Below are 22,129 nucleotides of genomic sequence, written 5' to 3' on the forward strand. Positions count from 1 at the left end.
TGCCTTATAAAACTTAAGTTCAATATGCAGTATTCCATCTATAAAAATTGAGATATAGATGGTAACCGCCTATCATAACTCCCCTCTTCCAGCCTCCCGCTTCCCGCCTTATAAAGCTTAAGTTCAATATGCAATAATCCATCTATAAAGATTGAGATATAGATGGTAACCGCCTATCATAACTCCCCTCTTCCAGCCTCCCGCTTCCCGCCTTATAAAGCTTAAATTCAATATGCAATAATCCATCTATAAAAATTGAGATATAGATGTTAACCGCCTATCATAACTCCCCTCTTCCAGCCTCCCGCTTCACTACCAAAAATAATAAGATCCCAGCCCAACTAAGGACCAGGATCTTACAGTGAAAAACAAGGTATCTTTACATCGCAGGCCCTGCTGCGTCTTTTATTTCTTCTAATAATCTTTTGCGTTCACGAAGTCTCCTTCTTGCAATAACAGATTTCCCACCAAGTACTCTGATAAATTTGAAATACTGGAATCTTTTAGCCCCAAAATGATGGGTTACCACATACAAAAGGACTCCAAAACCAATCAGAATTATAAGTCCGAATATTTTTTTCGTGGCTATCAGGATAGCATTCAGCTGAATGGCTTTCATATTGGCCATCACATTTTGCGGAGTCACGGTCATTCCGTCCATATAAACAGCAAGATCTCCTATTGCTGTCACCTGAAAACGGTACTGTAACCATGAATATAGGGTTGAAAAAATACCTACAGCTAAGAAGGTTCTCCAAACCAATACCAATCCGATGGCTGCCAGCATTTCATCCATTTCAAGTTTATCCAGCGTATAGAACCAAACGGAGATAAACAGTGAACACATTCCATAGCCTTTTAAAAACATAGGTAAGTACCAGTTATCATAATTGAACTCCAGAACCATAGAAAAATACATGATAATAGCATATCCTATCATCCCTGAAAACCCTGAAAAAATATACATTTTCAATGGCTTTTCTTTTTTAAACCAAAATATAGCAATCACCCCAGCCACAATGATTCCCGGAATCATCATCATACTCAGTTTCGCATTGGTTAACTGATCATACCCTAAAACTCCTACAGCAAAAGTATTCTGAAGGGAAGCCGTTCCTAAGAACATCCCCAGCCAGAACAGCATAAATAAACCGTTCTGTACATTACTTTTTGTAAAAATTTTAAAAGAAAGATAAGGTCTCTTTAAAGTTAACTGCCGAATGGAAAGCAATGCAAAACTTACAAAAGCTGCAATACTTGCATTAATGATATTCTTTGAATTCAACCAGTCCTGCTGTCTTCCGAATGCATACACATAGGCCGAAAACATAAAGGTTGAAATGAAAAGCAGGATACTCAGCCAGTCAATATAATGCAATGGAACTTTCAGGGCAAAGTATTTGTTATGCATGAAAATCCAGTGTATCAAAGCTAAAATAAAGCATAAAACTGCTGTAAAAACATAATACTGCTGCCAATTATAAAGAAGAGCAAACTCCGCTGAATAATACACAGCTACCTGATTCATTACCAGAACAAATGTATAAAATGCTCCATAAAAAATCCCTCTGTTCCCAATCATTACCATCAATGGCAGGAAGAGTTCTATAGTTACCATCATCTTCATAAATCCGATCAGTAAAGCGGAAAAAACGAAGATCATCGGCTGTAAAGTAGTAGAATTGATGTAGCTTAATAATCCTAAAAGAACCAATAACAGCACCAATTTGTCTCTTACTTTAAATCTCATTTTAATTCTGATAACAACCGGCATACACGCTCCCATTCCAATAGTGGTTGCATAATTTGCCCACATAAAATATTCTGTCATCGCTCCGGTACCACTCACCAAAGAACTAATGTTCCCGGTATACACCCCACCAATCGGCATTACCACAGCAAGCAGCAATACAATCAGCAAGAGCTGTATGGGTTTAGGTACCCAGTCGTTATATAATCCTTTGTTGTACATATTGTAGATAATAGATTTCAGATATCAGATAGCAGACTTTCAATATTCAACCTTAATTCTTCACACTCCATAATGCCTGGAATCTGATATCTTCCATCTTCTAGTCTTTATTAATATTCACATTCATATTCATTCCTGCACTTAACTTCTCCAGATCTTCTTTTTTGTTGGAAGCAGTGAACTCTATTCTTACAGGTATTCTCTGTTGTACTTTAATGAAGTTACCGGTAGAGTTATCGGTTGGCACACTTGAATATCTTGATCCGGTAGCAGCAGAAACAGCGGTTACAACTCCTTCAAACTGCTTTCCACCCAATGCATCTGCCGTCATCATCATCTTCTCTCCTACTTTAATATTAGGCATCTGGCTTTCAAGGAAGTTGGCTGTTACCCACTTCTGACCGTTTAAGACGATGGTTGCTACTTGCTGACCCGGCTGAATCAGTTGACCTTCAGAGATTGTTCTTCTTCCCATCACTCCATCGTAAGGAGCAGTAATAACAGTATAAGAAAGGTTGATTCTCGCCATATCCAGTGCAGATTTTGTTCTTTTAATCTCTGCCTCGTTAATTCCCAATCTGCTTTTCACTTCTGTAGTAGAAAGATTTGCCGATTGTTTTTGGTTCACCAACGTCTCATAGGCTGCTTTCTGGGCATCATATTCAGTTTTTACCTGATCGTACTGTTGTCTTGTTACCGCTTCTGCAGATAAAAGGTTTTTGTATCTGTTCAGATTCTGCTCAGCATTCCAAAGTCTTGCTTTTGCCCCTGCAATATTAGATTCCATTACATTTACGTTATTGGAAACTGTATTTACAGAAGAGCTGGTTGCTGTTTTTTGAGCCATTGCATTTTGATAAGCCGCTTCAGCCTGTCCCAGTTGGGTAAGGATTTCACGTTCATCCAAAATAACCAGTGTATCTCCTTTTTTTACTCTTTGGTGCTCTATAAATTTAATTTCTTTGATATAAGCAGAAACCCTTGTGTTGATCGGGTTAATGAATTCTTCTACCTGAGCCGCTTCTGTATAGGTTTTATTTCCGATGTGAAAATATTCACGAATAAGCCAGAATAATCCGAATCCAATCACCAGAAAAACGACGATATTGGAAATAATCGCTCTGATTTTATTTTTCTTATTCTGCTTTTTTTTGTTGTCTGCCGCTGGTTTTGCGGGAGTTGATGTAGTATTTTGAGTAGTTTGTTCCTTGTTTTCCATTGTGTTGATTTCAGTTAAAAAAATTAAAGTGTTCCCGTAGCTTTCAAAAGGTTATAATATTGATACAAAACATTGATCTCTGCATTGGCATAATCCAATTCTGATTGCAGTTTCTGGTTTTGCGCATCAATCATTTCCGCCTGTACAGCCAATTGATTCAGATATTTGGCTTCGGTAATTTTATAGTTCTCCTCTGCCAGCCTTTTGGAATCATTTAAAATATCTGCCTGCTGAATAGACTCCTGATATTTGGTATACGCTGCATTCACACCCATATCTACATTCTGCTGAACCAAAGTCATTGCATCATTGGCCTGATTCTTCTGCAGTTCACCTAATTTTACTTTTTCTTTTGTTTTATATAGGGTATCGATATTGTAACTAAGAGAAACACCTGTCTGCCAACCTCCTGAATACATATCCAAGACAGGGTTTCTCGTAGTAATTGGTCTTTGTAAAGTATATCCGCCGAATCCTGCTACAGTAGGTGAATTATCGGTTTTAATAATTTCAATATTTTTATCAGCTACTGCTATATTTTTCTGTGCTGACTTCAACACCGGATTGCTGTCGTGAGCAAGATTCATATAATAATCTATTCCGATTCCTGATTCTTTATTTTCCAGATTTTCAGTAGGAACAATTTCAGTATCAGAAGATAAACCTAAAGCAATATTTAAATTATAATTAAGGATTTTTTTATTATTTGAAAGCGTCAGAATACCCTGATCCAGATTTTTAAGGGCAAGCTCACCACGAATCACTTCGTTTCTGGTCACCATCCCCTGCTGATAGAATTTCTGAATATTCTTAAGACGTTCCTGAGCTAACTTTTTGTTATTCTGAAACACGTCTTCCTGATTGATAATCTTGTAGACATCCAGATAGTTTGAAATCACTAAAAATTTCACATCCTGTTTATTTTTCTCCAGATCCAGTTCAGAAAGCTGTTCACGAAGCCCTGCCATTTCAATAGATTTATTTACCAACCCTCCTTTAAAGATCAGCTGCGTTGCCTGAACAGCATAGGAGCTTCCATAATGAGGCATAGGAACCTTTGTAGAATTTGAAAAATCTTTATCGATGGCTACTGCATCTCCCAAATAAAATTGGCTTGTAGAAACCGTGATGGTTGGAAGTTTCTGAAGCTTAACAACATTGATATTCTGTTTTGCAATATCAATATTCTGAGCGGAAACCTTCAACTGCTGATGATTCTGAACTGCCAGTTCAGCAATCTCCCCTGCGGTCAACTGTTTAATCTGTTGTGAAAAAAACAGCGCAGGAAAAGCTGCTATCAGAACTGATAGTGCTGTTTTTATTTTCTTTGTCATTTTACCTTGTTTTACAGATGCAAAGTTAGGACAACAACAAATTCAATCAAATGTTTGATTTTTGGAAAAAGATGTTCAAATGTAAGATTTTAGCTTTCGAACTGATGCCTGTATTGTCTTGGGCTTACCTCCAGATGTTTTTTAAAAAAGTGAGAAAATGCATACTGATCGCTAAAACCAAGGATAGAAGAAATCTCAGAAACAGGTTTATTAGAAGAGTTTAGAAGTACTTTTGCTTCATTAATCACAATTAAAGCAATAATCTGGCTTGCTGACTTCCCTGTTACCTCTTTGATTACTGCTGACAAATGTCTGGTTGTAATGGATTGTCTTTCGGCATAGAACTCTACCGTTCTCTCTGTGAGATGATGCTCGGAAAGATCAGTAAGAAAAACGAATACAATTTCTTCCTGTCTGGACATCTGGTTCATGGAATTATTATCTTCCTTTGAAATAATTCCGGCCATCTGATAACAGAAAACAGAGAAAAGATGTTCTACCATTTCTTTTTTGTACAGCATTTCAGTTTCAGAATCAAGGATAAATTTCAGGAAATTGACACTTTTCCAGACCACTTCCATTTCATTCTCAGGAAAGGGAACACCTTTATTCATCTGCTGTCTGAAATATCGGTATGTAATCAGTCTATTGAATTTTAACGATAGCGCCGAAATAAAATCCCTTTTATAGGAAACCATTCTTGATTGAAAGTCATCACTTACCGCTACTACTTCATAAATAGTCTGTGGATCTGTTACCATAAACATATTGGCAGAAACTTCCAGATCACTGAAGTGCTGGCGAAGTTTTATGGTTCCTGATTTAATAAAAATAAATGCCGGATTTTCAGGCCGAAAGGGTTTATCAACGGCAATTCTTTCAAAAATATTACGTTCCGTAGATATTTCTACTCCGAACTTTTCTAAGGCAGACATAACACAAATGTAAGCAATCTTACCACTGATTACAAAATTTTATTATTTTAGCAATTATCCAATTCCTGTCAGTATGAGAAAGGTTGATTTATTATTTGCAGAATATAGTAAAAGCCATAGAAATGCGACTAACAAGTTCATTCATTGGTTTTGTGTACCTCTTATTTTTTGTTCTATCCTTGGATTTATTTCCTTAATTCCTTCCTCTCATTTCTGCATTTCCTATTTTGGGTGTATCAGTATTGTAAGTTTGGTAGCTGTTGCCCTGATAAGTTTATATTATGTAAGGCTTTCTTTACTAATCGGAATCACCATGATTTTGATTGTGCTTTTGGCAGAACATTGTATTTATCTTACCAATATTACCCTCGGCAAACAAGCCTGGATACTTTACTTCGGTGTTTTTGTGATTACATGGATTTTCCAGTTTATCGGACATAAGATTGAAGGAAAAAAGCCGTCTTTTCTTAAAGATATCCAGTTTCTGCTGATTGGGCCGATATGGCTTTTAAGTTTTATTCTTAAAAAGACCGGGATCAGGTATTAATTCTAAAAAGATCTTCCAGAATTTTCTATTTAACATCCCAATCTATAATTAATTTTTGCAGGATAGTTCGGGTAAGTATCTTTTAACTTAATTGTCTTCCCAGCTTTAGATATTTCAGCTTTTGGAAGAGAATTTTTTAATAACTTAAAAGTTATCACTGCAGGTTCACTACTCTTTATCTTATCGAGATCTTTAAAAGCATCTAAAATTTCCTGACCGTCAAAAGAATAACCAATTTCATAATGTTGTTTATTTCCCCATTTAATCACAATGCTTTCCGGAATATCTCTTAACAGGACATCTTCAAAAGTTTCATTATCCGTTCTTATTGATTTACCATAAAAGTTATATGCTGAAGTGTTTAAAATATCCTCAGAACCTTCAGTTTCAATTTTTACTTCCCATAGATATTTTTGAGTAAGAATATCCGAATAATCGGACAACCCCTTCATCAGAGAAAAGTCATACTCTTTCCGATCTGAACCATCAACCAGCATTTTTAATGTTCCTGGAATTTCCTTGGCCTGAAAATTATGTATTAATTTTGTTCCGAAATTTTCAGATTCCGGCTGTTCAACCTTCAAAGAAATCTTTCCACCCGGATGAATCTCTATCTTCAAGTTAGCCTCTAAATCTTTATCTTCTAAACAATTATACATTTTTTCCAAAGAAAGCTTTGCGTTTAAATGATAAAACTTTTTATCTTCAAAAGAAAAATATTTAACAGATAAGGAATCAGGTAAGAGATCATTTTGGGTCCGAAAAGAGCCAGAATCTGATTCTTTGTGGGAAAAAATCAACAGAGGAGAAACATCATCTAATTTGGTTACATACTTATTAAAACTATTGATGAAAACAGCATCAAGAATCTTCAGCATTCCTGGTTTTTCATCTACCGACTCAGGCTTTATACCGATGATTTTTGCCGACCAGTTTAATCTATCAAATTCCTTTTTTTGAAGTAAGGTAACTCCATAGAGAATAAGCATTCCAATAAAAATGCCTGCCAACCCAAAATTAAGATAATCTATAGTCGTTTTTTTCATACTTTAATGTTGATAAACTCTTCCTAAAACCCCTATAAATATGACAATGCTACAAATGCCAAGAGGGAAGCTATTACCATAAAAAAAGTAAAATACCTGAATGATTTTTTATATCTGGACTCTCCGGTAAACCAATTAAGAATGATAGAGATGGTGGGAATACAAAAACAAACAAAAGCAAGATATAAACCTTGTCCCATCTCAAGATCCAGATAATCCAGGTATTTGATAAGCAATACCTGAATACCAAATAATAGAAAAACAGTAAGAAATGGGTTATTCTTCATCATTTTTTTTATTTTCCAAGTACAAATACAGCAGGAACTTTATGAAGTTCAGGTTTTTGTTTCTGCCAATCCTTTATTGTTTTAGTACTAATAAATTCATGCTCCGGATCATTAATATTGGCAGCAATACACAACTTGGTATTAGGTGATAAGAATTTTGTAAGATCTTCAATAAGCTGGTTATTTCTGTAAGGAGTTTCCATAAAGATCTGAGAATAACCAGTTTTCTGAACCAGGCTTTCCAACTGTTGGATTTGTTTCTTCTTTTCTCCTTTATCAATAGGAAGATATCCGTTAAACGTAAACTCCTGTCCATTAAAACCACTGGAAATTAAAGCCAGAATAATGGATGAAGGTCCTGAAATAGGGATTACTCTGATATTCTTTTCATGGCACCATTTTACCATCAGGTTTCCAGGATCTGCAATACATGGTAATCCTGCTTCTGAAAGCAATCCGAAATCCTGCCCTTTCAACATAAGCTGCTGGGCTTCTTTAATATCTGCATTTTCTGTATACTTATCCAATAAAAACAGCTTCAAATCTGCCTGTTTCTTTTCAGGAGCAAAGAATTTAACGACCTTTCTGGCCGTTTTCTCATTTTCCACAAAGAAGTAATCGGTTTGCATGATATATTCCTTAATAACAGGTGCAAAATGAGTGATTGAAGTATTTTCTGATAAGTAAGCAGGGAGTAAAAAAAGCATTGTTTTATTTTTTAGTTCTTTCGTTTAATGATGGTTGTGGGAAGTATTTCGCAAGGTCCATAGAAAAGGTTACAGAGGTTATTTTCCAGATTCCGTTGATTTTCATCAGTGTCCAGATTTCTTTTCCCCAGTTTTCCATTTTTCCGTCATACCAAAAACTGTAATCGAAATTGGCAGAAGCTACTCCTCCATCCTCAACGATTTTAATATTGTCAAATTTTTCTTCAGATTTATCATCTTTAAAGCCTTTGATGAAAGTTTTATAATCATCGGCAAAATAATATTCTGCCTTGGGATTTTTCTTCAGACGTTTAGCCTGTGTTCTGTCTTTATAAATTCCTGTCCAGAGCACTGGTTCCTGGAATAGAGACAGATATCTGGGTTCATTTCTTGTTTTAATACTTTCCATAAAGTCATTCATTACTTTAAGGATTTCTGTTTCATCTTTGGTCTGAGCAAAAGAGAAATTAAAGCTTACGATGAGTAGTAATAGCAGTTTTTTCATGGTTATGTTATTAGGATTTGCTTTCTGATAGCATCACATCCCTTTTCCAAAAGCTGGAAAACATTTTCAAAATCTTTCAAATCTCCCCAATACGGATCCGGAACCTCAGCATTTTCGCGATCTCCCAATACCTTCAGAAACAATGATATTTTCTGGCGTTCTTCTTCATTTTTAGCTTTGGAAACAACATCTTCAAACACATCTATATCCATACAGTAGATCTTATCAAAAGTTTCATAATCTGCTCTGGTAATAGGCCTTGATCTCTGTCTGGAAATATCAATATGATGATTAGCTGCTGTTTTAATGGCTCTTTTATCCGGATGTTCCCCTTCATGCATAGCAATGGTTCCGGCAGAGTCTACCACAAAATTTTCCGGCACTTTTGTTTTCATAATTCCTTCTGCCAAAGGGCTTCTGCAAATATTTCCGAGGCAAACCATCAGGATTTTCATAGTCTGATATTTAATAAATTAAATGGCAATCAAAATGTATTGCTGTAACAAAACTAAATAAAAAATGAAGAATAAAACTATTCTTCATTTTTAAATATTTTAGATTAAGATCATCTTACTGCTTAATTCTTTCGGTAAGATCCTTAACGTATTTCTTAATTTCTTTATCAATTTTCGAAACGTCCTTGATAGTATCACATGCATACATTACTGTAGAGTGGTCTTTTCCGCCCATTTCTTCTCCAATTTTAGTGAATGTGGAGTTGGTAAACTCTTTTGAGAAATACATGGCCAATTGTCTTGGTAATGCGATTTCTCTTTTTCTCGTTTTGGATAGAAGCTGCTCTTTTTTGATTCCAAAATAGTCACATACCACTTCCTGAATATAAGGAATATTGATCACCTTCTTTTGGTTGGCTGCAATTCTGTTGATGGTTTCCTTTAACAATTCAAGACTTAGATCTCTCTTATATACTGTAGAATATGCAATTACCGAATTGATAACCCCAATTAATTCTCTTACGTTTGTTTTCGTTTCAACAGCAAGGAAATCCAGCATATCTCCAGGAAGAACGATTCCGTCTCTGCTTAGCTTATCTTCAATAATCTGTCTTCTTGTAGATAAATCCGGAGATTTGATCTCTGCAGAAAGTCCCCATTTGAAACGGGAAACAATCCTGTCCTGAATATCCATAATATCTGCCGGTGCTTTATCTGAAGTAAGGATAATCTGCTTTCCATTTTGATGCAGGTGATCGAAAATGTGGAAGAAGCTATCCTGTGTTGCTGATTTTCCTGATAAGAACTGAATATCATCAATAATCAGTACATCTACCATTTGATAGAAGTTTGCAAATTCTGTTTGCTTATGTGCTTTAGCAGCTGAAATAAACTGCTGGATGAATTTTTCTGAAGATAAATAAAGAACTACCTTGTCTGGAAACTGATTCTTTACTTCAAGACCAACAGCCTGACCTAAGTGGGTTTTTCCTACTCCGTATCCTCCGTATAAGAATAATGGGTTGAATGCTGTAGCTCCAGGTCTTTTAGCAATAGATCTTGCTACGGTAGCTGCAAATTTATTACTTTCTCCTTCTACATAACTATCAAAAGAATAGTCTGGTTTCAGATTAGAATCAATATTTACTTTTCTAATTCCAGGGACCACAAAAGGGTTTACAATATTAGCTGAGAATCCTTGTGGCATTGTTTCCTGTGTTTTTGGAGTAGGAACACTTTGTCCCTTCATGTTCATGGTAACCGGTTTTTCTTCACCTTTTGGCCTGTTTTCCATTACAGAATACCATAACTTCACTCCTTTTCCTACATTTTTCTTCAGGGCAGCAGAAAGTAAGGACAGGTAATTGTCCTCAATATATTCCTTGTAAAAATCGCTCGGTACGATAAGTGTAAGGTTATTAGACACTAATGAAAGTGGCTGTACCTTATCAAATAACATATCGAAAGATTTCTCAAGTTTTTTCAGGTCAGAATTATCTTCAGCTGCGTTCAGGTTATCGCGCATAAACTGAAGGCATTTCTGCCATATCATCATTAAATTGTCATCCATTTTTATGCCCTGATTATTCTTTTGTTTGTACTGTTTTTAGAAGGGAGACAAAGGTCCAATATTTTCTTTTTAAAAAAAAATATTGCAGGTATTGATTATTTAAAAATATATTTGTATGTATAATTTAAGACCTAAAATGATACACACAACTCACTCAATTAGAGTACGTTACGCAGAAACAGACCCTATGAAATATGTATATTATGGTAACTACGCCCAGTACTTTGAAGTAGGCAGGGTTGAACTCTTCAGAAGTATAGGAATTTCATACGATGAAATTGAAAACCAAGGAATTTGGCTGCCTGTTTCAGACTACAAAATTAAGTATATTCGCCCAGCTTTGTATGATCAAAAATTAGAAATTCACACTTATGTAAAAAAAATTCCCGGAGTAAGAATTGAATTTGAATATGAAATTTACAATGAAGAGCATATTAAAATTACCGAGGCCTCCACTACCCTTTTCTTTTTAGATGCCCAAACCAATAAAGTTATCAAATGTCCGGATTTCCTGATGAAGATGATTGAAGGCAATTGGAAAGAGACCACAGAGGACACGTTATAAAGATTGAAAACAGGAGACGGGACACCTACAGTCAACCAACTTTAAACTTTAAACCCTGAACTCTCCCGCTGAACTTTGAACTATAATTCGCACCTTTGTCTTTTGATAACAACAACACCTTATATATTTACTTATGAAGATTGCATTTTTGGGGCCTCATGCCAGCTTTACTCAGCTTGCCGCCGCACAGCTTTTTCCTGATGATGAGCTTTTACCACAAGCCAGCATTCTGGACTGTTTTAGTGCAGTGGAAAGCGGAGACACACTCAAAGCTGTTGTTCCTTTGGAGAATTCCATAGAAGGCACCGTATCAATGACGCTGGATTATTTGTATAAGACACCGTCTATTAAAATTGAAGCGGAGGCTGTAATGCCTATCGCTCACCACCTGATGATTCATCCTGAAAATTCTATTGAGGAGATAGAAAGGATTTATTCTCATCCACAGGCATTGGCTCAGAGCTTCCATTCTTTGGATACACATTACAAAGACATTCCCAAACAGGATTTTTCTTCTACCGCCGCTGCTGCCAAATATGTGTCGGAAAATAAAGATCTGAAGATCGCAGCAGTAGCCAATCAGTTTGCAGCTAATTTATATGGTTTAAAGATCATCAACCGTAATATTCAGGATTTTGAACAGAACCATACCCGATTTATTATTATCTCAAAGCAACAAAACAGATATGATAACAGTCAACTCGAAACATTGGGTGAGAAATCAGGAATGCTGATCACCCTACCTGAAGATCATCCTGGAGGCCTACATCAGGTGCTGTCTGTTTTTGCATGGCGAAAGATGAACCTCAGCAAAATTGAATCCAGAACATTAAAAACAGGATTGGGGAATTATTTCTTCTTCATTAATGTAGAAGGCTCATGGAAGGATGTGCTACACGGAAATGCCCTGAAAGAACTTGAATCCATCAACGCTGATGTGGATTTTCTTGGAAATTATAAAGAATTCCTTTTGGAAAGTTAAAAATAAACCAACATATTCCTAATAAAAAAACACTGTTAAAGTAACAGTGTTTTTTTTATATCGTAACAACCAAAAAAGTAATGTGATTTATTAATAAATGCCTGACCAGCACCTTATAAATCAAAATAACAACCCACACAACAGGGATAATTTATTTTTTCAAACCCCTCACAAACACTCACTTAAATAAATAAAATAAAAACAACCCGTAATTAAAATATGTAATAATATATTCTAAAACACAAACATACTTTTAAATATATTACATCATATTTATATTAATAATGAAAATTTCATAATACAAAATGTATATTTATTGTATCTTTGTTTGCAACTAAGTAAAAATCTTGATCATGAAAACTAAACTTTACAGCCTAATACTGGCATGTGCAGCACTGCCATTATTTTCACAAGTAGGAATTAATACCACAACCCCAACGGCAACATTAGATATTAATGGAAATATGAGAGTTCGAAATACACCAACTGCTACTACAGTACCCGGATACCAGCTTTTAGTTCAGGATAATGCAGGCACAGAAGTATTTGCCATGGATCCACAATTGTTAATAGGAGCTTCTAATGTCAATTCAGGAATGTTTGCGGCTAAAAAAATAACTGGCATTAGCCTTGTAAACGTTACTCTTTTTCCAGCAGATTTCAAACCTGTTAATTTCCAAGCAGTTGAAAGAACAATAGGATCCGCAAGTATGTTTTCCGATTCAGACGGCTCTTTCATCGTTCCATCTACAGGAGTTTACATGGTAGGATATTCATTCCGTTACGGAACCGGATTACAAGCAAATCTTCTTGTAAACGGTTATGGCATCGGGATCGCAAGAACCAGAAATGGTGTAGGCACAATTATTGACACCCGTCCATTTTCAGGTCTTGATTTACTTGTAGCCAAGTTAACCATGTCTGACGCCAGTATCAATTCACTATACTCCTTCCAAAATGGAGACAAAATCAGCTTCGGTCTCACAGGAAACAATGTTTTAGATTTATCAATTGCAGGTTCCAGTGTTGCTTCATTCTATATTTACAAAGTATCCAATTAATATAAACATATTGTTAGTTATCTATACCGTTAGCCCATCGCCTCTATTGCGGTGGGTTAATTTTTAAACACCATTTTAAAATTCTTTATATTTGATAAAAACTATATAATGAATGAGTATATTGCGGTTATCCTTATTGTAGTAATTGCCATTATTTTCAACAACCTGAATACTAAAATCCGGAAACTTGAAAAAGAGGTATCAGACCTTAGTTCAAAAATCAATAAAAAAATACTACAACCTGAGACCAGTCAGGGGATTTCCCATACCGAAGACACCATTATTGAATCACAAATACCAGTCGAATCTCACAGAGAAGCTGTCATTCCTGATGAAAACACAGAACAACCTCCGGTAATTCAAAAAGATTGGTTACATCCTGTATTTGAATTTTTAAAGCAGAATATTCTTACCGTTATTGGTATTTTCACCCTCGTTCTCGGAATTGGTTATTTTGTAAAATATGCCATTGATAAAAACTGGATCAGAGAAACTGCAAGAGCAGGAATTGGCCTTTGCATCGGAGGCGGAATCATAGTTCTAGGGCATTTCCTTAGAAAAAACTACAAAACATTTGCCTCTATTATTACCGGAGGCGGAATTGCCGTCCTTTATTTTACAACCACTATCGCCTTTCGGGAATATCATCTTTTCAGTCAGAATATGGCCTTTATCATCACTTCGGTGATTACTGCTGTTTCTATCATTCTATCCTACTATTACAGAAGCGAGGTTCTGATCATCTTTTCATTAATAGGCGGTTTTGCCGCTCCTCTCATGATCAGTACAGGAGAAAGCAACTATCTGTTTCTCTTCACCTACCTCAGTTTATTAAACCTTGGAATGCTTGCAGCCGCTTTTCTTCAGCACTGGAAAAGTGTGGGATGGACAGCTTATATTTTCACCAGCCTCTACCTTTTTTACTGGACTGCTGATTTGCCTCAACTGTTAAGCATTACTTTCTACCTCATCAGTTATATTGTTTTTTACATTTTTGCCCTTCACAATTATTTCAGGAAAAATGAACTTTCTGTTCCTGATATTTTAATGCTTACTCTGGTTAATGGCTCAAGCATTATAGGACTAACATATATTTTCAATGAATTACAATACGAACCTGTCATCATCTTCCCACTCATTTTTGCTGTGGTAAATGCAATCCTTTTCTTAAGAGAATATGGAAAAAGGAATTTCGGGACTTCTTTTTCTGTTTTTGCCGGGATAACTATCAGCCTTATTACAATAGCAGTTGCTTTACAGTTTAAAGCACATCTTATCACAAGTGTCTGGGCTATAGAAGCTACTTTACTCTTATTCATATGGAAAAAAACCGGTCATACAATATTTAAAACATGTTTTCATGTCCTTTTCCCAATGGTTATTTTTGCACAGATTATTACATGGTGCGAATATTTCAACACAGACAATCTTGCCATTATATTCAATCCTGTATTTTTAACCAGCCTGGTGACCATCGTTTCAACTGGTATCAATTTATATTTACTGAAAAACAACCGGAAAGAAACAGAAGCCAATACCTTTTTTGAAGACCTTATTACAATAGCAAGTTATGGAGTTATTTATACTGCATTCCTTCTGGAAATTATTTATCATATCAGTCACATGTCTTTGGCGGTAATAAGCAGTGTAGGATTACTATACAGTATCTGTTATATTTTCATCCTATTAGTTTTCAGAAATAAACTTAATATTCCCAATGATTTTCAGACCGCACTGATCTATCTGTTCTTTTTCCTTATTATAATTAACATTTCTGCTTCCACCTCATCAGTTGTGACGGATATTCTTTCAAAAGAACTTCAGAGTGGATTTTATTTATGGCACCTGCTTCAATGGATACCTTTTATATATATATGCTTAAAAATTGTTCCCGCTACAGGATTCCATCAATCGAAAATATCATATTGGTTTATTGCCCTCACACTCATTATTTCGGTTAGCTGTGAGCTTCATCATCTATATGTATTGACAGTCTCTAAGGATATTGCCGATTCGTATGCTGTAAAAAATCATTTTAACATTCTTTATCTTCCAATCATCTGGACGATACTTGCCAGTATTTTTATTTATATGGGATTAAAAAGAAATATTCAGCAATACAATAAGATCGGTTTTACTCTTATTGGTATAATGGCATTGAAGCTATACGCCTATGATGTATGGCAAATGGATAATATTTCAAGAATCAGTGCCTTTATTGCCCTTGGGATTATTCTGCTGTTAAGTTCCTTTACTTTTCAGCGCTTTAAGAATATCATCAAAAATATGGTCGATACAAAAGAAAAAAAAGAAGAAAATCAGGATTTATAATTAGATTAAAAGTTTTTATTTCTAAATAAAATTTAAAACATTCCAATATTTAATTCACATTTTGTAAAAAATAACTATATTTATCACGTTTTTAACAGTTACATATTCTGATTATGAAAAAATTACTCTACTCTTTTTTAATACTGTCATCTGCAACATTGTTTGCACAGCAAAAGCTTGCTATTGCTGATAATATGATTGGAACAGAAGCCCTGTTCAACTCGAAAGGCACTAGTATGCAGGTTGTAAAAGTCTACACTAGTGGATCTGAACTTCCTGCCAACCTGAAAAAATTCAGTTCTGTTTTCACCAACGGAGTTACTGAATATAAATCTCTGGATGGCGTAAAATTAAGTAAGATAACATTAGCATCTCTCAATAAACAAAAAGACCTTCCTGCCAATAATCCTGTTTTTATTGATGATTTTAAATTTACTGATTCATCAACTATGATAAGCACGGAGGTTCCTGCAACATCTAAGATAAAAGAGTACAACGGGAAACCAACTCTATATATTCATACGAAATAATTTTTCACCATAAAAAAAGGATAGACTAAGAGTTCTATCCTTTTTTATTTAATATTTCTTTCCCCACTTTTTCTTCAGTTCTTCATAGATTTTCTTTTCTGTTGAATTATTTCCGGGTTCATACAGTTTCACATCCCTGATTTCCTGAGGAAGGAAGTCCTGTTCTACAAAATTCCCTTCATAGGAATGAGCATATTTATATTCTTTTCCATAATCCAGATCTTTCATCAGTTTGGTAGGAGCGTTTCTTAAATGAAGTGGTACAGGCAGATTACCGGTTTGTTTTACCAACGCTAACGCTTCATTAATTGCCATATACGCAGAGTTACTCTTTGGAGAAACAGCTAGATATACAGCTGTCTCGCTTAAAATAATTCTCGCTTCGGGATTTCCAATCACATTGATAGCCTGAAAGCAGTTATTGGCAATAACCAGCGCATTAGGATTTGCCAACCCGATATCTTCTGCCGCCAGAATAAGCATTCTTCTTGCTATAAACTTAATATCTTCTCCTCCGGCAATCATTCTCGCCAGCCAATAAACAGCTCCGTTAGGATCTCCCCCACGCATGGATTTGATAAAGGCAGAGATAATATCATAATGCTGCTCACCATTCTTATCATACAATGCCATGGTTTCCTGAAGAACTTCCAGCACATCTGAATTGATAATCTCTTTGGTCTCTGTATTTTTATACTGATTCAGAACCAGTTCCACAGAATTGATCAGCTTTCGGGCATCACCTCCTGAATATTGTATCAGTGCCTCTTTTTCGAGAATTTTAAAGTCTGAGCCTTCATCTTTATTGTATCTTTCAGAAGCGATATCGATAAGTTCTTCAAGCTTTTCATAACTTAGAGCTTTCAGGATATACACCTGACTTCTTGATAATAAAGCAGAGACCACTTCAAAGCTCGGATTTTCTGTAGTAGCTCCTATTAAAACGATCCAGCCTTTTTCTACTGCATGCAACAGGGAATCCTGCTGGGACTTATTAAAACGGTGAATCTCATCAATAAACAAAATAGGTGATTTTCCGGAAAATAAATTCTGCTTTTTAGCATCATCAATTACATCACGAACATCTTTTACTCCTGAAGACACCGCTGAAAGTTTATAAAATTTTCTCCCGGAACTCTCAGAAATAATCTCTGCCAGTGTAGTCTTGCCTGTTCCCGGAGGCCCCCAAAGTATCAGGGAATTCAGGGAATTATTTTCGATCATTTTTCTGATCGTTCCTTTCTCGCCGGTAAGATGTTCCTGCCCCAGCACCTCATCCAGGGTTTTAGGTCTTAATTTCTCAGCTAATGGAATATTTTGATTCAAAGTATTTTATTTTTTAAGATCAATATTTCAGATTTCTACGCTCTGAAACTTCTAACAAAATTAAACTAATTTTAACTAAACACTATAAATGTTTGATTTATAACATTTTTAAATATATACAATTATATTATAGTAAAATATAGTAAATTTAACAATCAAATACGATTATATGAAAAAGCCTGAAATACGCATCTTTTCTTCTAAAAATTTATCAGATAAATGGTATGTATACATATATCTAGACGGTAAAATTATAAAAAAAATATATAAGGGACTCAATAAGGGGGTGACATTTGAGGAAAGAATGATTAGTGCTGAGGCTTTAAAATTATCTTTAGAAAAAGAGCTTAATAGCGGATGGAATCCAAAACTAAAAAAACAGAAGCCTACAGAAATTAAACTATTTGATGCTCTTGCGTTTGGTTTAGAAAAAAAGAAAAGAGACCTAAGTGATGGTTCGTTTACTGAATACACCAATTCTGTCAATATATTTAAAAAATATGCAAATGAAATTGGTTTATCTAGTCTGGAACTAAAAGATTGCGAAAAGTATCATATTAAATCGGTTTTAGAACTAGCTAGAAGCAAGAGAAAGTGGTCCGCTAGAAACAATAACAAAACACTAAGAAATTTAGGCTCTATATTTTCCGAATTAGTTGAATGGGACATGATTCAACAATCCCCTACTAAGGATTTAAAACCAATAAAAGAAATTAATGTTGGTAATTATGAGCTATTAAATGATGAAGAGCAAAAGGAAATATTTGAAGAATTAAGGAAAATTTCTTTTAATTACTATGTCTTTTGCTCAATTGTTTACTACATGGGTATAAGACCTGGTGAGTTATTAAAGGTAAAATGCGAGGACGTTTTGCTTGATAAGGGTCTTATAAAAATCACATCAGAATCTTCTAAAACAAATAAAACTCGTATTGTTCCAATATTAGGTGCAATAGCTGATAATATAGGTAAATTTGATCTGTCAAATCCTAACTTTTTTCTCTTTGGAAAAAATACAATAAATAGAGTACCTAAGTTATCGGAAGCAATATTTTGTCCTAATAAATACCCGATTAAAAGGAATTATCCAACTTATCTGTGGAGAAACATTGTAATAAAAGAATTAGAAATAGATAAAAAATTATACTCGCTTAAACACAAAGGCGCTAATGACAAATTAAAATCCGGATTAGACTTAAAAACAGTTAGTAGCATTTTTGGACATTCAACAGAAAAAATGACTGAAATATATGCTAATTATATCAATGAGATAAGGCTTGAAGACGCAAAAAAAATAAATCTTGATGAATACTAAATTTAAGGCGTCTAAAATCTGACGCCTTTTTCTTTTAGTTCTTCTATCCTATACTCAATTGTTTCTTTTGTCAATTCTTCATTGTGTACATGATGCCATACATAATGAAGATATTCAAATATTTCTTCATCTACTAAAGTTGATAAGAAAACGTAAAGATCCCTGCGGTCCTCATCTTCAAAGTAGTCTTCATCGAATTCAAAAATCGTATCAGCGGAGATTTCCCAGCGTTCGCAAAAATAACCGTCGAATTCTATATTCTTGTCTGCTGCCGCACCTCTGATTAGGTTCATGGCATCATCATAGAAGTTATCCAGATCTTCCGGATCTTCCTCAATGTAATTTGCAAGTAGTTGAAATATGTATTTTGAATCTTCCATGATTAAAATAATGTTGGTGGCGGCATTTTGTGAGGCTCTAGATTAACAGCAATAAGTGCAGGATCATAAGTAGGAAAAACAAATTCTTCAATTGGCTCATCTTTCAGAAACCGGTCTGCCATTTTAGCATCTAAACAAATTGGCATTCTCATTTTAGAATTGTGAATGATAGACATCAATTCATTTGCAGCCGTTGTAACTATCCCTACTCCTATTTCGTTATTGTCCCAGACGTCAAAGAATCCTGCCAAATATAGATGATCATTACCTTTCCATAAAACCTCATGTTTAACTTTTGCTGGTGTTTTCTTTCCTAGTATTTCTACATGCTGAAAATCATAGAACCCTGATATTGGAACTACGCAGCGATTATTTTCAAACTTCTTATAAAATGTATGTGTTTTTTCTGCAGTTAGGTTTAATCCTTTTGCAGGTTTATCCTTCGGGATCTCTGCATATAGGCCCCAAGTCCCGTGTGTGATTTTTCGTCCATTATGTTCTAAAACGATAGGCATTGCGGGTCTTGTAAACGCAGAAACACTTTCCTCCTGGACATAATCACTCTCGTAATTTTCTGCATTCATTTCATCAGCAATCTCTTTTAGATTTACTTTTTTATTATTAAATGAATAACACATAGAATATTTTTTATTGAATATACAAATTTTGTACAAATGCCAACCAATGCATTTATGCATTTAAAATTATTGAGTCTTCAAAGCTTGTCGAGTATTTAGGCGATAGGTTCTTTTGTTTCATTTTCCATGTCGTCTGAACATCCATACTTGCCAGCTTAACCTTTTGTTTGCCTAATCGTTTATTCATTGTGTCGATAGCCGTCATTATAGGCTTATGTTTCTCATGGTAATCTGTATCAAACATACTTGTCATCCTTTCGGTTTCCGGTACAAATGTTCCCGTAATCACACCAGCCTTTCTGTATTTAGGTCCTTGAATGAATATTTTATCTAATGCTTTTTTAGCGAACTTTGAAATTTCAATGCTGGAACTGCTAGGATTTGGAAGAGTTACCGTAAACGAGTCTGAATATTGGACTTGATTTTGTTTAAATCGGTCCGTCATTATGAAAACAGTCACATGCTTACAACATGACTTTTGCTCACGGAGTTTTCGGGCACACTCTGAAGCAAACGTAGATACACGTTCATGCATATAATCATACTCTGCGTGTCCGGTATCAAAAGTCCTTGTTGTGGAAATATTTTTCTTAGGCTCAGAAACACTCATTCCGTATTGAGGCTCGCCTAATAACTCTTTCTTCATTCTCAATCCTAGAATTCCCATTTCCTGCTGCAGGAATCCATCCGGTAACTGGGTAAAATCCCAAGCTGTATGAGCCCCATAACTTCGAAACTTATCATTGTACCTTCGGCCAATCCCCCACAGATCGTCAATAGGAAACCACTTTAAAGCTGCTTCGATTTTTTTCCAAGAATCCAGCATGTATACTGATCCGGTCCTATCCGGAAATTTCTTTGCTATCTTATTAGCAACTTTAGCTAATGTCTTAGATGGTGCCATACCAATACTTGTTGGCAGGTCCAGCCCCTTTAATACATCTTGGCGAAGATTTATCATTTTTTGATATTGATCAGAATATCCATCCAGGAATAAAAATGACTCATCAATACTGTACGGTTCAATATCATTGCAATATCTTCGAGTAATATTCACTACTCTATTGCTTATATCTCCATATAAAACAAAGTTCGCCGAACACACTACAAGACCATGTGTTTTTTCAAAGTGCTTTAGTTTGAAATACGGCTCGCCCATCGGAATGCCCAAAGCTTTAGCTTCATTACTTCGAGCTATTGCACAGCCATCATTATTCGACAGAACAACAACCGGACGTTTTCTCCATCCGTAATTAAAAATTCTTTCGCAGCTTGCATAGAAGTTGTTGCCATCAATAAGTGCTATCATAATTTTCTCCAATTCTTAAATGTCCATGTTACGACACCCCACAAGAAAAACTCTGTTTCATCTGTGATGTCAAAATCTGAAAATTCAATATTTGCTGATTCAAGTTTCAATTCTTTAATCCTATTTCCTTTGTCATATCTTGGACGGAATCTCTTAATGAAAAATTGATTTTCAATAATAGCTGCAACCAGATCATTTGGCCGGGCTTCAATACCTTTTTGTATCAAACACCAATCATCACTTAATATGCCTATATCTTTTAAAGAGTCCCCGGATATTCTTCCCGGAAACGTTGTTATCGGATCTTTTACCAATAGCTTTAAAAAGTCTATACTTTCGTCTGGGAAATCAAGCGCAGCACTTGGAAATGCGCCATAGCCACCAGCATGTATACGCTCTTCTAAGGGAGTTAAAACTACAGGATCTTTGCATTCCAAACTAAATAACTCTAAATTTCCGATACTTTCCATAGCGCAAAGTTATGTACTTTTTGAACCGTTTTTTATCAAATCGCTGTTAAATTTTCATAGGACAAAGCAAAACCCTTTATACGACAGAACTTGACGCATTAAAAAGTTATCCACAAAAAAAATGAAAAACCGTAATTGTATTATTTATTTTTTTCTCACATTTGTTTGAAATACACTTAAATGAAAAAAGAAAAATTACGTCTTATCAGAAAGCAAAAAGGCTATACTCAGCAGCAGATAGCTGATTTTATCGCTACAGATGTGTCTAACTATAGTAGAAAAGAAAGTGGTATTATTAAAATTTTCAGAGATGAATGGGAGAAAATTGCTCGTTTTTTAGATGTCCCTTTAGAGGATATTTATCAGGAAATTTTATTAAATGAAGTTGTTAGTGGCATTGTTACAAATGATGAAATAATCAAATATATAGAACAGTTAGAACAAGAGAATAGTGCGCTCAAACATAAATTGGATATTCTTAATGGTAAGCAAATTGCAATAAAAAAAATATTGGAATAACTATAGCAATTGTAGTCATAATACTACGGGAATCCGTAATTGCCTTTTTGATATAGATTGTATATTCGAAAATTAACCAATATTATATGACAGCAAAAAAAATAACAAGAGCTACTCATGAGGAAA

General features: G+C 35.0%; 23 protein-coding genes. 8 read left to right on the forward strand and 15 right to left on the reverse strand.

The window, feature by feature from the left end; translation table 11 throughout:
- Positions 1-379: 379 nt before the first annotated feature.
- The 4 genes from WH267_RS17165 to WH267_RS17180 all read right to left on the reverse strand — a co-directional run bounded on the left by WH267_RS17165 (position 380) and on the right by WH267_RS17180 (position 5,460).
- A complete protein-coding gene (locus WH267_RS17165; RefSeq protein ID WP_123319719.1) occupies positions 380-1,972 on the reverse strand; it encodes an MFS transporter in 1,593 nt (530 codons plus the stop codon).
- Between the two features lie 100 nt (positions 1,973-2,072).
- The gene (locus tag WH267_RS17170) at positions 2,073-3,191 is read right to left on the reverse strand and encodes an HlyD family secretion protein (protein WP_340009941.1); all 1,119 of its coding nucleotides are present in this window, start codon (positions 3,189-3,191) and stop codon (positions 2,073-2,075) included.
- A 23-nt stretch (positions 3,192-3,214) separates the two neighbouring features.
- A complete protein-coding gene (locus WH267_RS17175) occupies positions 3,215-4,525 on the reverse strand; it encodes a TolC family protein (RefSeq protein WP_340009942.1) in 1,311 nt (436 codons plus the stop codon).
- Positions 4,526-4,614: 89 nt separating this feature from the next.
- Positions 4,615-5,460, reverse strand: coding sequence for a helix-turn-helix domain-containing protein (locus WH267_RS17180; RefSeq protein ID WP_115971104.1), 846 nt, complete (start codon positions 5,458-5,460; stop codon positions 4,615-4,617).
- Between the two features lie 73 nt (positions 5,461-5,533).
- Between WH267_RS17180 and WH267_RS17185 the strand changes: the two genes are divergently transcribed.
- On the forward strand, positions 5,534-6,007 hold the full coding sequence (locus tag WH267_RS17185) for an Mpo1 family 2-hydroxy fatty acid dioxygenase (RefSeq protein ID WP_340009943.1): 474 nt from the start codon (positions 5,534-5,536) through the stop codon (positions 6,005-6,007).
- A gap of 29 nt (positions 6,008-6,036) precedes the next feature.
- Here WH267_RS17185 and WH267_RS17190 read toward each other — a convergent pair whose 3' ends face one another.
- The 6 genes from WH267_RS17190 to dnaA form a co-directional block, all read right to left on the reverse strand.
- Positions 6,037-7,053 carry a hypothetical protein gene (locus tag WH267_RS17190; RefSeq protein WP_340009944.1) on the reverse strand — a complete coding sequence of 339 codons (1,017 nt, stop codon included), beginning with the start codon at positions 7,051-7,053 and terminating at the stop codon, positions 6,037-6,039.
- 32 nt (positions 7,054-7,085) lie between these two features.
- Entirely contained in the window at positions 7,086-7,343 is a 258-nt protein-coding gene (locus WH267_RS17195; RefSeq protein ID WP_115971101.1) for a hypothetical protein, read from the reverse strand.
- Positions 7,344-7,348: 5 nt separating this feature from the next.
- Positions 7,349-8,047 carry an SAM-dependent methyltransferase gene (locus WH267_RS17200; RefSeq protein WP_115971100.1) on the reverse strand — a complete coding sequence of 233 codons (699 nt, stop codon included), beginning with the start codon at positions 8,045-8,047 and terminating at the stop codon, positions 7,349-7,351.
- A 4-nt stretch (positions 8,048-8,051) separates the two neighbouring features.
- Positions 8,052-8,552 carry a nuclear transport factor 2 family protein gene (locus WH267_RS17205; RefSeq protein WP_340009945.1) on the reverse strand — a complete coding sequence of 167 codons (501 nt, stop codon included), beginning with the start codon at positions 8,550-8,552 and terminating at the stop codon, positions 8,052-8,054.
- 2 nt (positions 8,553-8,554) lie between these two features.
- Positions 8,555-9,007 carry a low molecular weight protein-tyrosine-phosphatase gene (locus WH267_RS17210; protein ID WP_115971098.1) on the reverse strand — a complete coding sequence of 151 codons (453 nt, stop codon included), beginning with the start codon at positions 9,005-9,007 and terminating at the stop codon, positions 8,555-8,557.
- Between the two features lie 115 nt (positions 9,008-9,122).
- Positions 9,123-10,577, reverse strand: a complete 1,455-nt coding sequence (dnaA, locus tag WH267_RS17215) for a chromosomal replication initiator protein DnaA (RefSeq protein WP_045495212.1) — start codon at positions 10,575-10,577, stop codon at positions 9,123-9,125.
- Between the two features lie 136 nt (positions 10,578-10,713).
- On the opposite strand from dnaA, the gene WH267_RS17220 reads away from it, so the two are divergent.
- The 5 genes from WH267_RS17220 to WH267_RS17240 all read left to right on the forward strand — a co-directional run bounded on the left by WH267_RS17220 (position 10,714) and on the right by WH267_RS17240 (position 16,046).
- Entirely contained in the window at positions 10,714-11,142 is a 429-nt protein-coding gene (locus WH267_RS17220) for an acyl-CoA thioesterase (protein ID WP_115971097.1), read from the forward strand.
- Positions 11,143-11,275: 133 nt separating this feature from the next.
- Complete coding sequence (pheA, locus tag WH267_RS17225; protein ID WP_340009946.1) at positions 11,276-12,124, forward strand: prephenate dehydratase; 849 nt, start codon at positions 11,276-11,278, stop codon at positions 12,122-12,124.
- A 353-nt stretch (positions 12,125-12,477) separates the two neighbouring features.
- Positions 12,478-13,185, forward strand: a complete 708-nt coding sequence (locus WH267_RS17230; RefSeq protein ID WP_115971095.1) for a hypothetical protein — start codon at positions 12,478-12,480, stop codon at positions 13,183-13,185.
- A gap of 108 nt (positions 13,186-13,293) precedes the next feature.
- Complete coding sequence (locus WH267_RS17235) at positions 13,294-15,516, forward strand: DUF2339 domain-containing protein (protein WP_340009947.1); 2,223 nt, start codon at positions 13,294-13,296, stop codon at positions 15,514-15,516.
- A gap of 113 nt (positions 15,517-15,629) precedes the next feature.
- The gene (locus tag WH267_RS17240; RefSeq protein ID WP_340009948.1) at positions 15,630-16,046 is read left to right on the forward strand and encodes a hypothetical protein; all 417 of its coding nucleotides are present in this window, start codon (positions 15,630-15,632) and stop codon (positions 16,044-16,046) included.
- A gap of 48 nt (positions 16,047-16,094) precedes the next feature.
- Here WH267_RS17240 and WH267_RS17245 read toward each other — a convergent pair whose 3' ends face one another.
- The gene (locus WH267_RS17245; protein ID WP_340009949.1) at positions 16,095-17,372 is read right to left on the reverse strand and encodes a replication-associated recombination protein A; all 1,278 of its coding nucleotides are present in this window, start codon (positions 17,370-17,372) and stop codon (positions 16,095-16,097) included.
- 169 nt (positions 17,373-17,541) lie between these two features.
- Here WH267_RS17245 and WH267_RS17250 point away from each other — a divergent pair, with 169 nt between their 5' ends.
- Positions 17,542-18,687, forward strand: coding sequence for a tyrosine-type recombinase/integrase (locus tag WH267_RS17250; RefSeq protein ID WP_340009950.1), 1,146 nt, complete (start codon positions 17,542-17,544; stop codon positions 18,685-18,687).
- A gap of 11 nt (positions 18,688-18,698) precedes the next feature.
- Here the strand turns inward: WH267_RS17250 and WH267_RS17255 are convergent, their stop codons facing one another.
- The 4 genes from WH267_RS17255 to WH267_RS17270 are packed head-to-tail and all read right to left on the reverse strand — an operon-like array spanning position 18,699 to position 21,484.
- Positions 18,699-19,067 carry a hypothetical protein gene (locus WH267_RS17255; RefSeq protein ID WP_340009951.1) on the reverse strand — a complete coding sequence of 123 codons (369 nt, stop codon included), beginning with the start codon at positions 19,065-19,067 and terminating at the stop codon, positions 18,699-18,701.
- A 2-nt stretch (positions 19,068-19,069) separates the two neighbouring features.
- On the reverse strand, positions 19,070-19,705 hold the full coding sequence (locus tag WH267_RS17260; protein WP_340009952.1) for an SOS response-associated peptidase family protein: 636 nt from the start codon (positions 19,703-19,705) through the stop codon (positions 19,070-19,072).
- Between the two features lie 52 nt (positions 19,706-19,757).
- Complete coding sequence (locus WH267_RS17265) at positions 19,758-21,014, reverse strand: Y-family DNA polymerase (RefSeq protein WP_340009953.1); 1,257 nt, start codon at positions 21,012-21,014, stop codon at positions 19,758-19,760.
- Positions 21,011-21,484 carry a LexA family protein gene (locus tag WH267_RS17270; protein ID WP_340009954.1) on the reverse strand — a complete coding sequence of 158 codons (474 nt, stop codon included), beginning with the start codon at positions 21,482-21,484 and terminating at the stop codon, positions 21,011-21,013. Before WH267_RS17270 ends, WH267_RS17265 begins: the two co-directional genes overlap by 4 nt.
- Positions 21,485-21,664: 180 nt before the next feature.
- Here WH267_RS17270 and WH267_RS17275 point away from each other — a divergent pair, with 180 nt between their 5' ends.
- On the forward strand, positions 21,665-22,003 hold the full coding sequence (locus tag WH267_RS17275; protein ID WP_340009955.1) for a helix-turn-helix transcriptional regulator: 339 nt from the start codon (positions 21,665-21,667) through the stop codon (positions 22,001-22,003).
- The last annotated feature ends 126 nt before the right edge of the window (positions 22,004-22,129 follow it).

Origin of the sequence: Chryseobacterium sp. MYb328 (genome assembly GCF_037572595.1) — a bacterium.
GTDB classification, from domain to species: domain Bacteria; phylum Bacteroidota; class Bacteroidia; order Flavobacteriales; family Weeksellaceae; genus Chryseobacterium; species Chryseobacterium pennae.

What these genes read in the sequence shown, in the direction of transcription:
- WH267_RS17165 (WP_123319719.1), bottom strand. Translation starts at nt 1,972, where the DNA reads ATGTACAACAAAGGATTATATAACGACTGGGTACCTAAACCCATACAG.
- WH267_RS17180 (WP_115971104.1), bottom strand. Translation starts at nt 5,460, where the DNA reads ATGTCTGCCTTAGAAAAGTTCGGAGTAGAAATATCTACGGAACGTAAT.
- WH267_RS17230 (WP_115971095.1), top strand. Translation starts at nt 12,478, where the DNA reads ATGAAAACTAAACTTTACAGCCTAATACTGGCATGTGCAGCACTGCCA.
- pheA (WP_340009946.1), top strand. Translation starts at nt 11,276, where the DNA reads ATGAAGATTGCATTTTTGGGGCCTCATGCCAGCTTTACTCAGCTTGCC.
- WH267_RS17210 (WP_115971098.1), bottom strand. Translation starts at nt 9,007, where the DNA reads ATGAAAATCCTGATGGTTTGCCTCGGAAATATTTGCAGAAGCCCTTTG.
- WH267_RS17265 (WP_340009953.1), bottom strand. Translation starts at nt 21,014, where the DNA reads ATGATAGCACTTATTGATGGCAACAACTTCTATGCAAGCTGCGAAAGA.
- WH267_RS17220 (WP_115971097.1), top strand. Translation starts at nt 10,714, where the DNA reads ATGATACACACAACTCACTCAATTAGAGTACGTTACGCAGAAACAGAC.
- WH267_RS17175 (WP_340009942.1), bottom strand. Translation starts at nt 4,525, where the DNA reads ATGACAAAGAAAATAAAAACAGCACTATCAGTTCTGATAGCAGCTTTT.
- WH267_RS17240 (WP_340009948.1), top strand. Translation starts at nt 15,630, where the DNA reads ATGAAAAAATTACTCTACTCTTTTTTAATACTGTCATCTGCAACATTG.
- WH267_RS17190 (WP_340009944.1), bottom strand. Translation starts at nt 7,053, where the DNA reads ATGAAAAAAACGACTATAGATTATCTTAATTTTGGGTTGGCAGGCATT.
- WH267_RS17205 (WP_340009945.1), bottom strand. Translation starts at nt 8,552, where the DNA reads ATGAAAAAACTGCTATTACTACTCATCGTAAGCTTTAATTTCTCTTTT.
- WH267_RS17195 (WP_115971101.1), bottom strand. Translation starts at nt 7,343, where the DNA reads ATGATGAAGAATAACCCATTTCTTACTGTTTTTCTATTATTTGGTATT.
- WH267_RS17200 (WP_115971100.1), bottom strand. Translation starts at nt 8,047, where the DNA reads ATGCTTTTTTTACTCCCTGCTTACTTATCAGAAAATACTTCAATCACT.
- WH267_RS17250 (WP_340009950.1), top strand. Translation starts at nt 17,542, where the DNA reads ATGAAAAAGCCTGAAATACGCATCTTTTCTTCTAAAAATTTATCAGAT.
- WH267_RS17270 (WP_340009954.1), bottom strand. Translation starts at nt 21,484, where the DNA reads ATGGAAAGTATCGGAAATTTAGAGTTATTTAGTTTGGAATGCAAAGAT.
- WH267_RS17275 (WP_340009955.1), top strand. Translation starts at nt 21,665, where the DNA reads ATGAAAAAAGAAAAATTACGTCTTATCAGAAAGCAAAAAGGCTATACT.
- dnaA (WP_045495212.1), bottom strand. Translation starts at nt 10,577, where the DNA reads ATGGATGACAATTTAATGATGATATGGCAGAAATGCCTTCAGTTTATG.
- WH267_RS17170 (WP_340009941.1), bottom strand. Translation starts at nt 3,191, where the DNA reads ATGGAAAACAAGGAACAAACTACTCAAAATACTACATCAACTCCCGCA.
- WH267_RS17235 (WP_340009947.1), top strand. Translation starts at nt 13,294, where the DNA reads ATGAATGAGTATATTGCGGTTATCCTTATTGTAGTAATTGCCATTATT.
- WH267_RS17260 (WP_340009952.1), bottom strand. Translation starts at nt 19,705, where the DNA reads ATGTGTTATTCATTTAATAATAAAAAAGTAAATCTAAAAGAGATTGCT.
- WH267_RS17255 (WP_340009951.1), bottom strand. Translation starts at nt 19,067, where the DNA reads ATGGAAGATTCAAAATACATATTTCAACTACTTGCAAATTACATTGAG.
- WH267_RS17185 (WP_340009943.1), top strand. Translation starts at nt 5,534, where the DNA reads ATGAGAAAGGTTGATTTATTATTTGCAGAATATAGTAAAAGCCATAGA.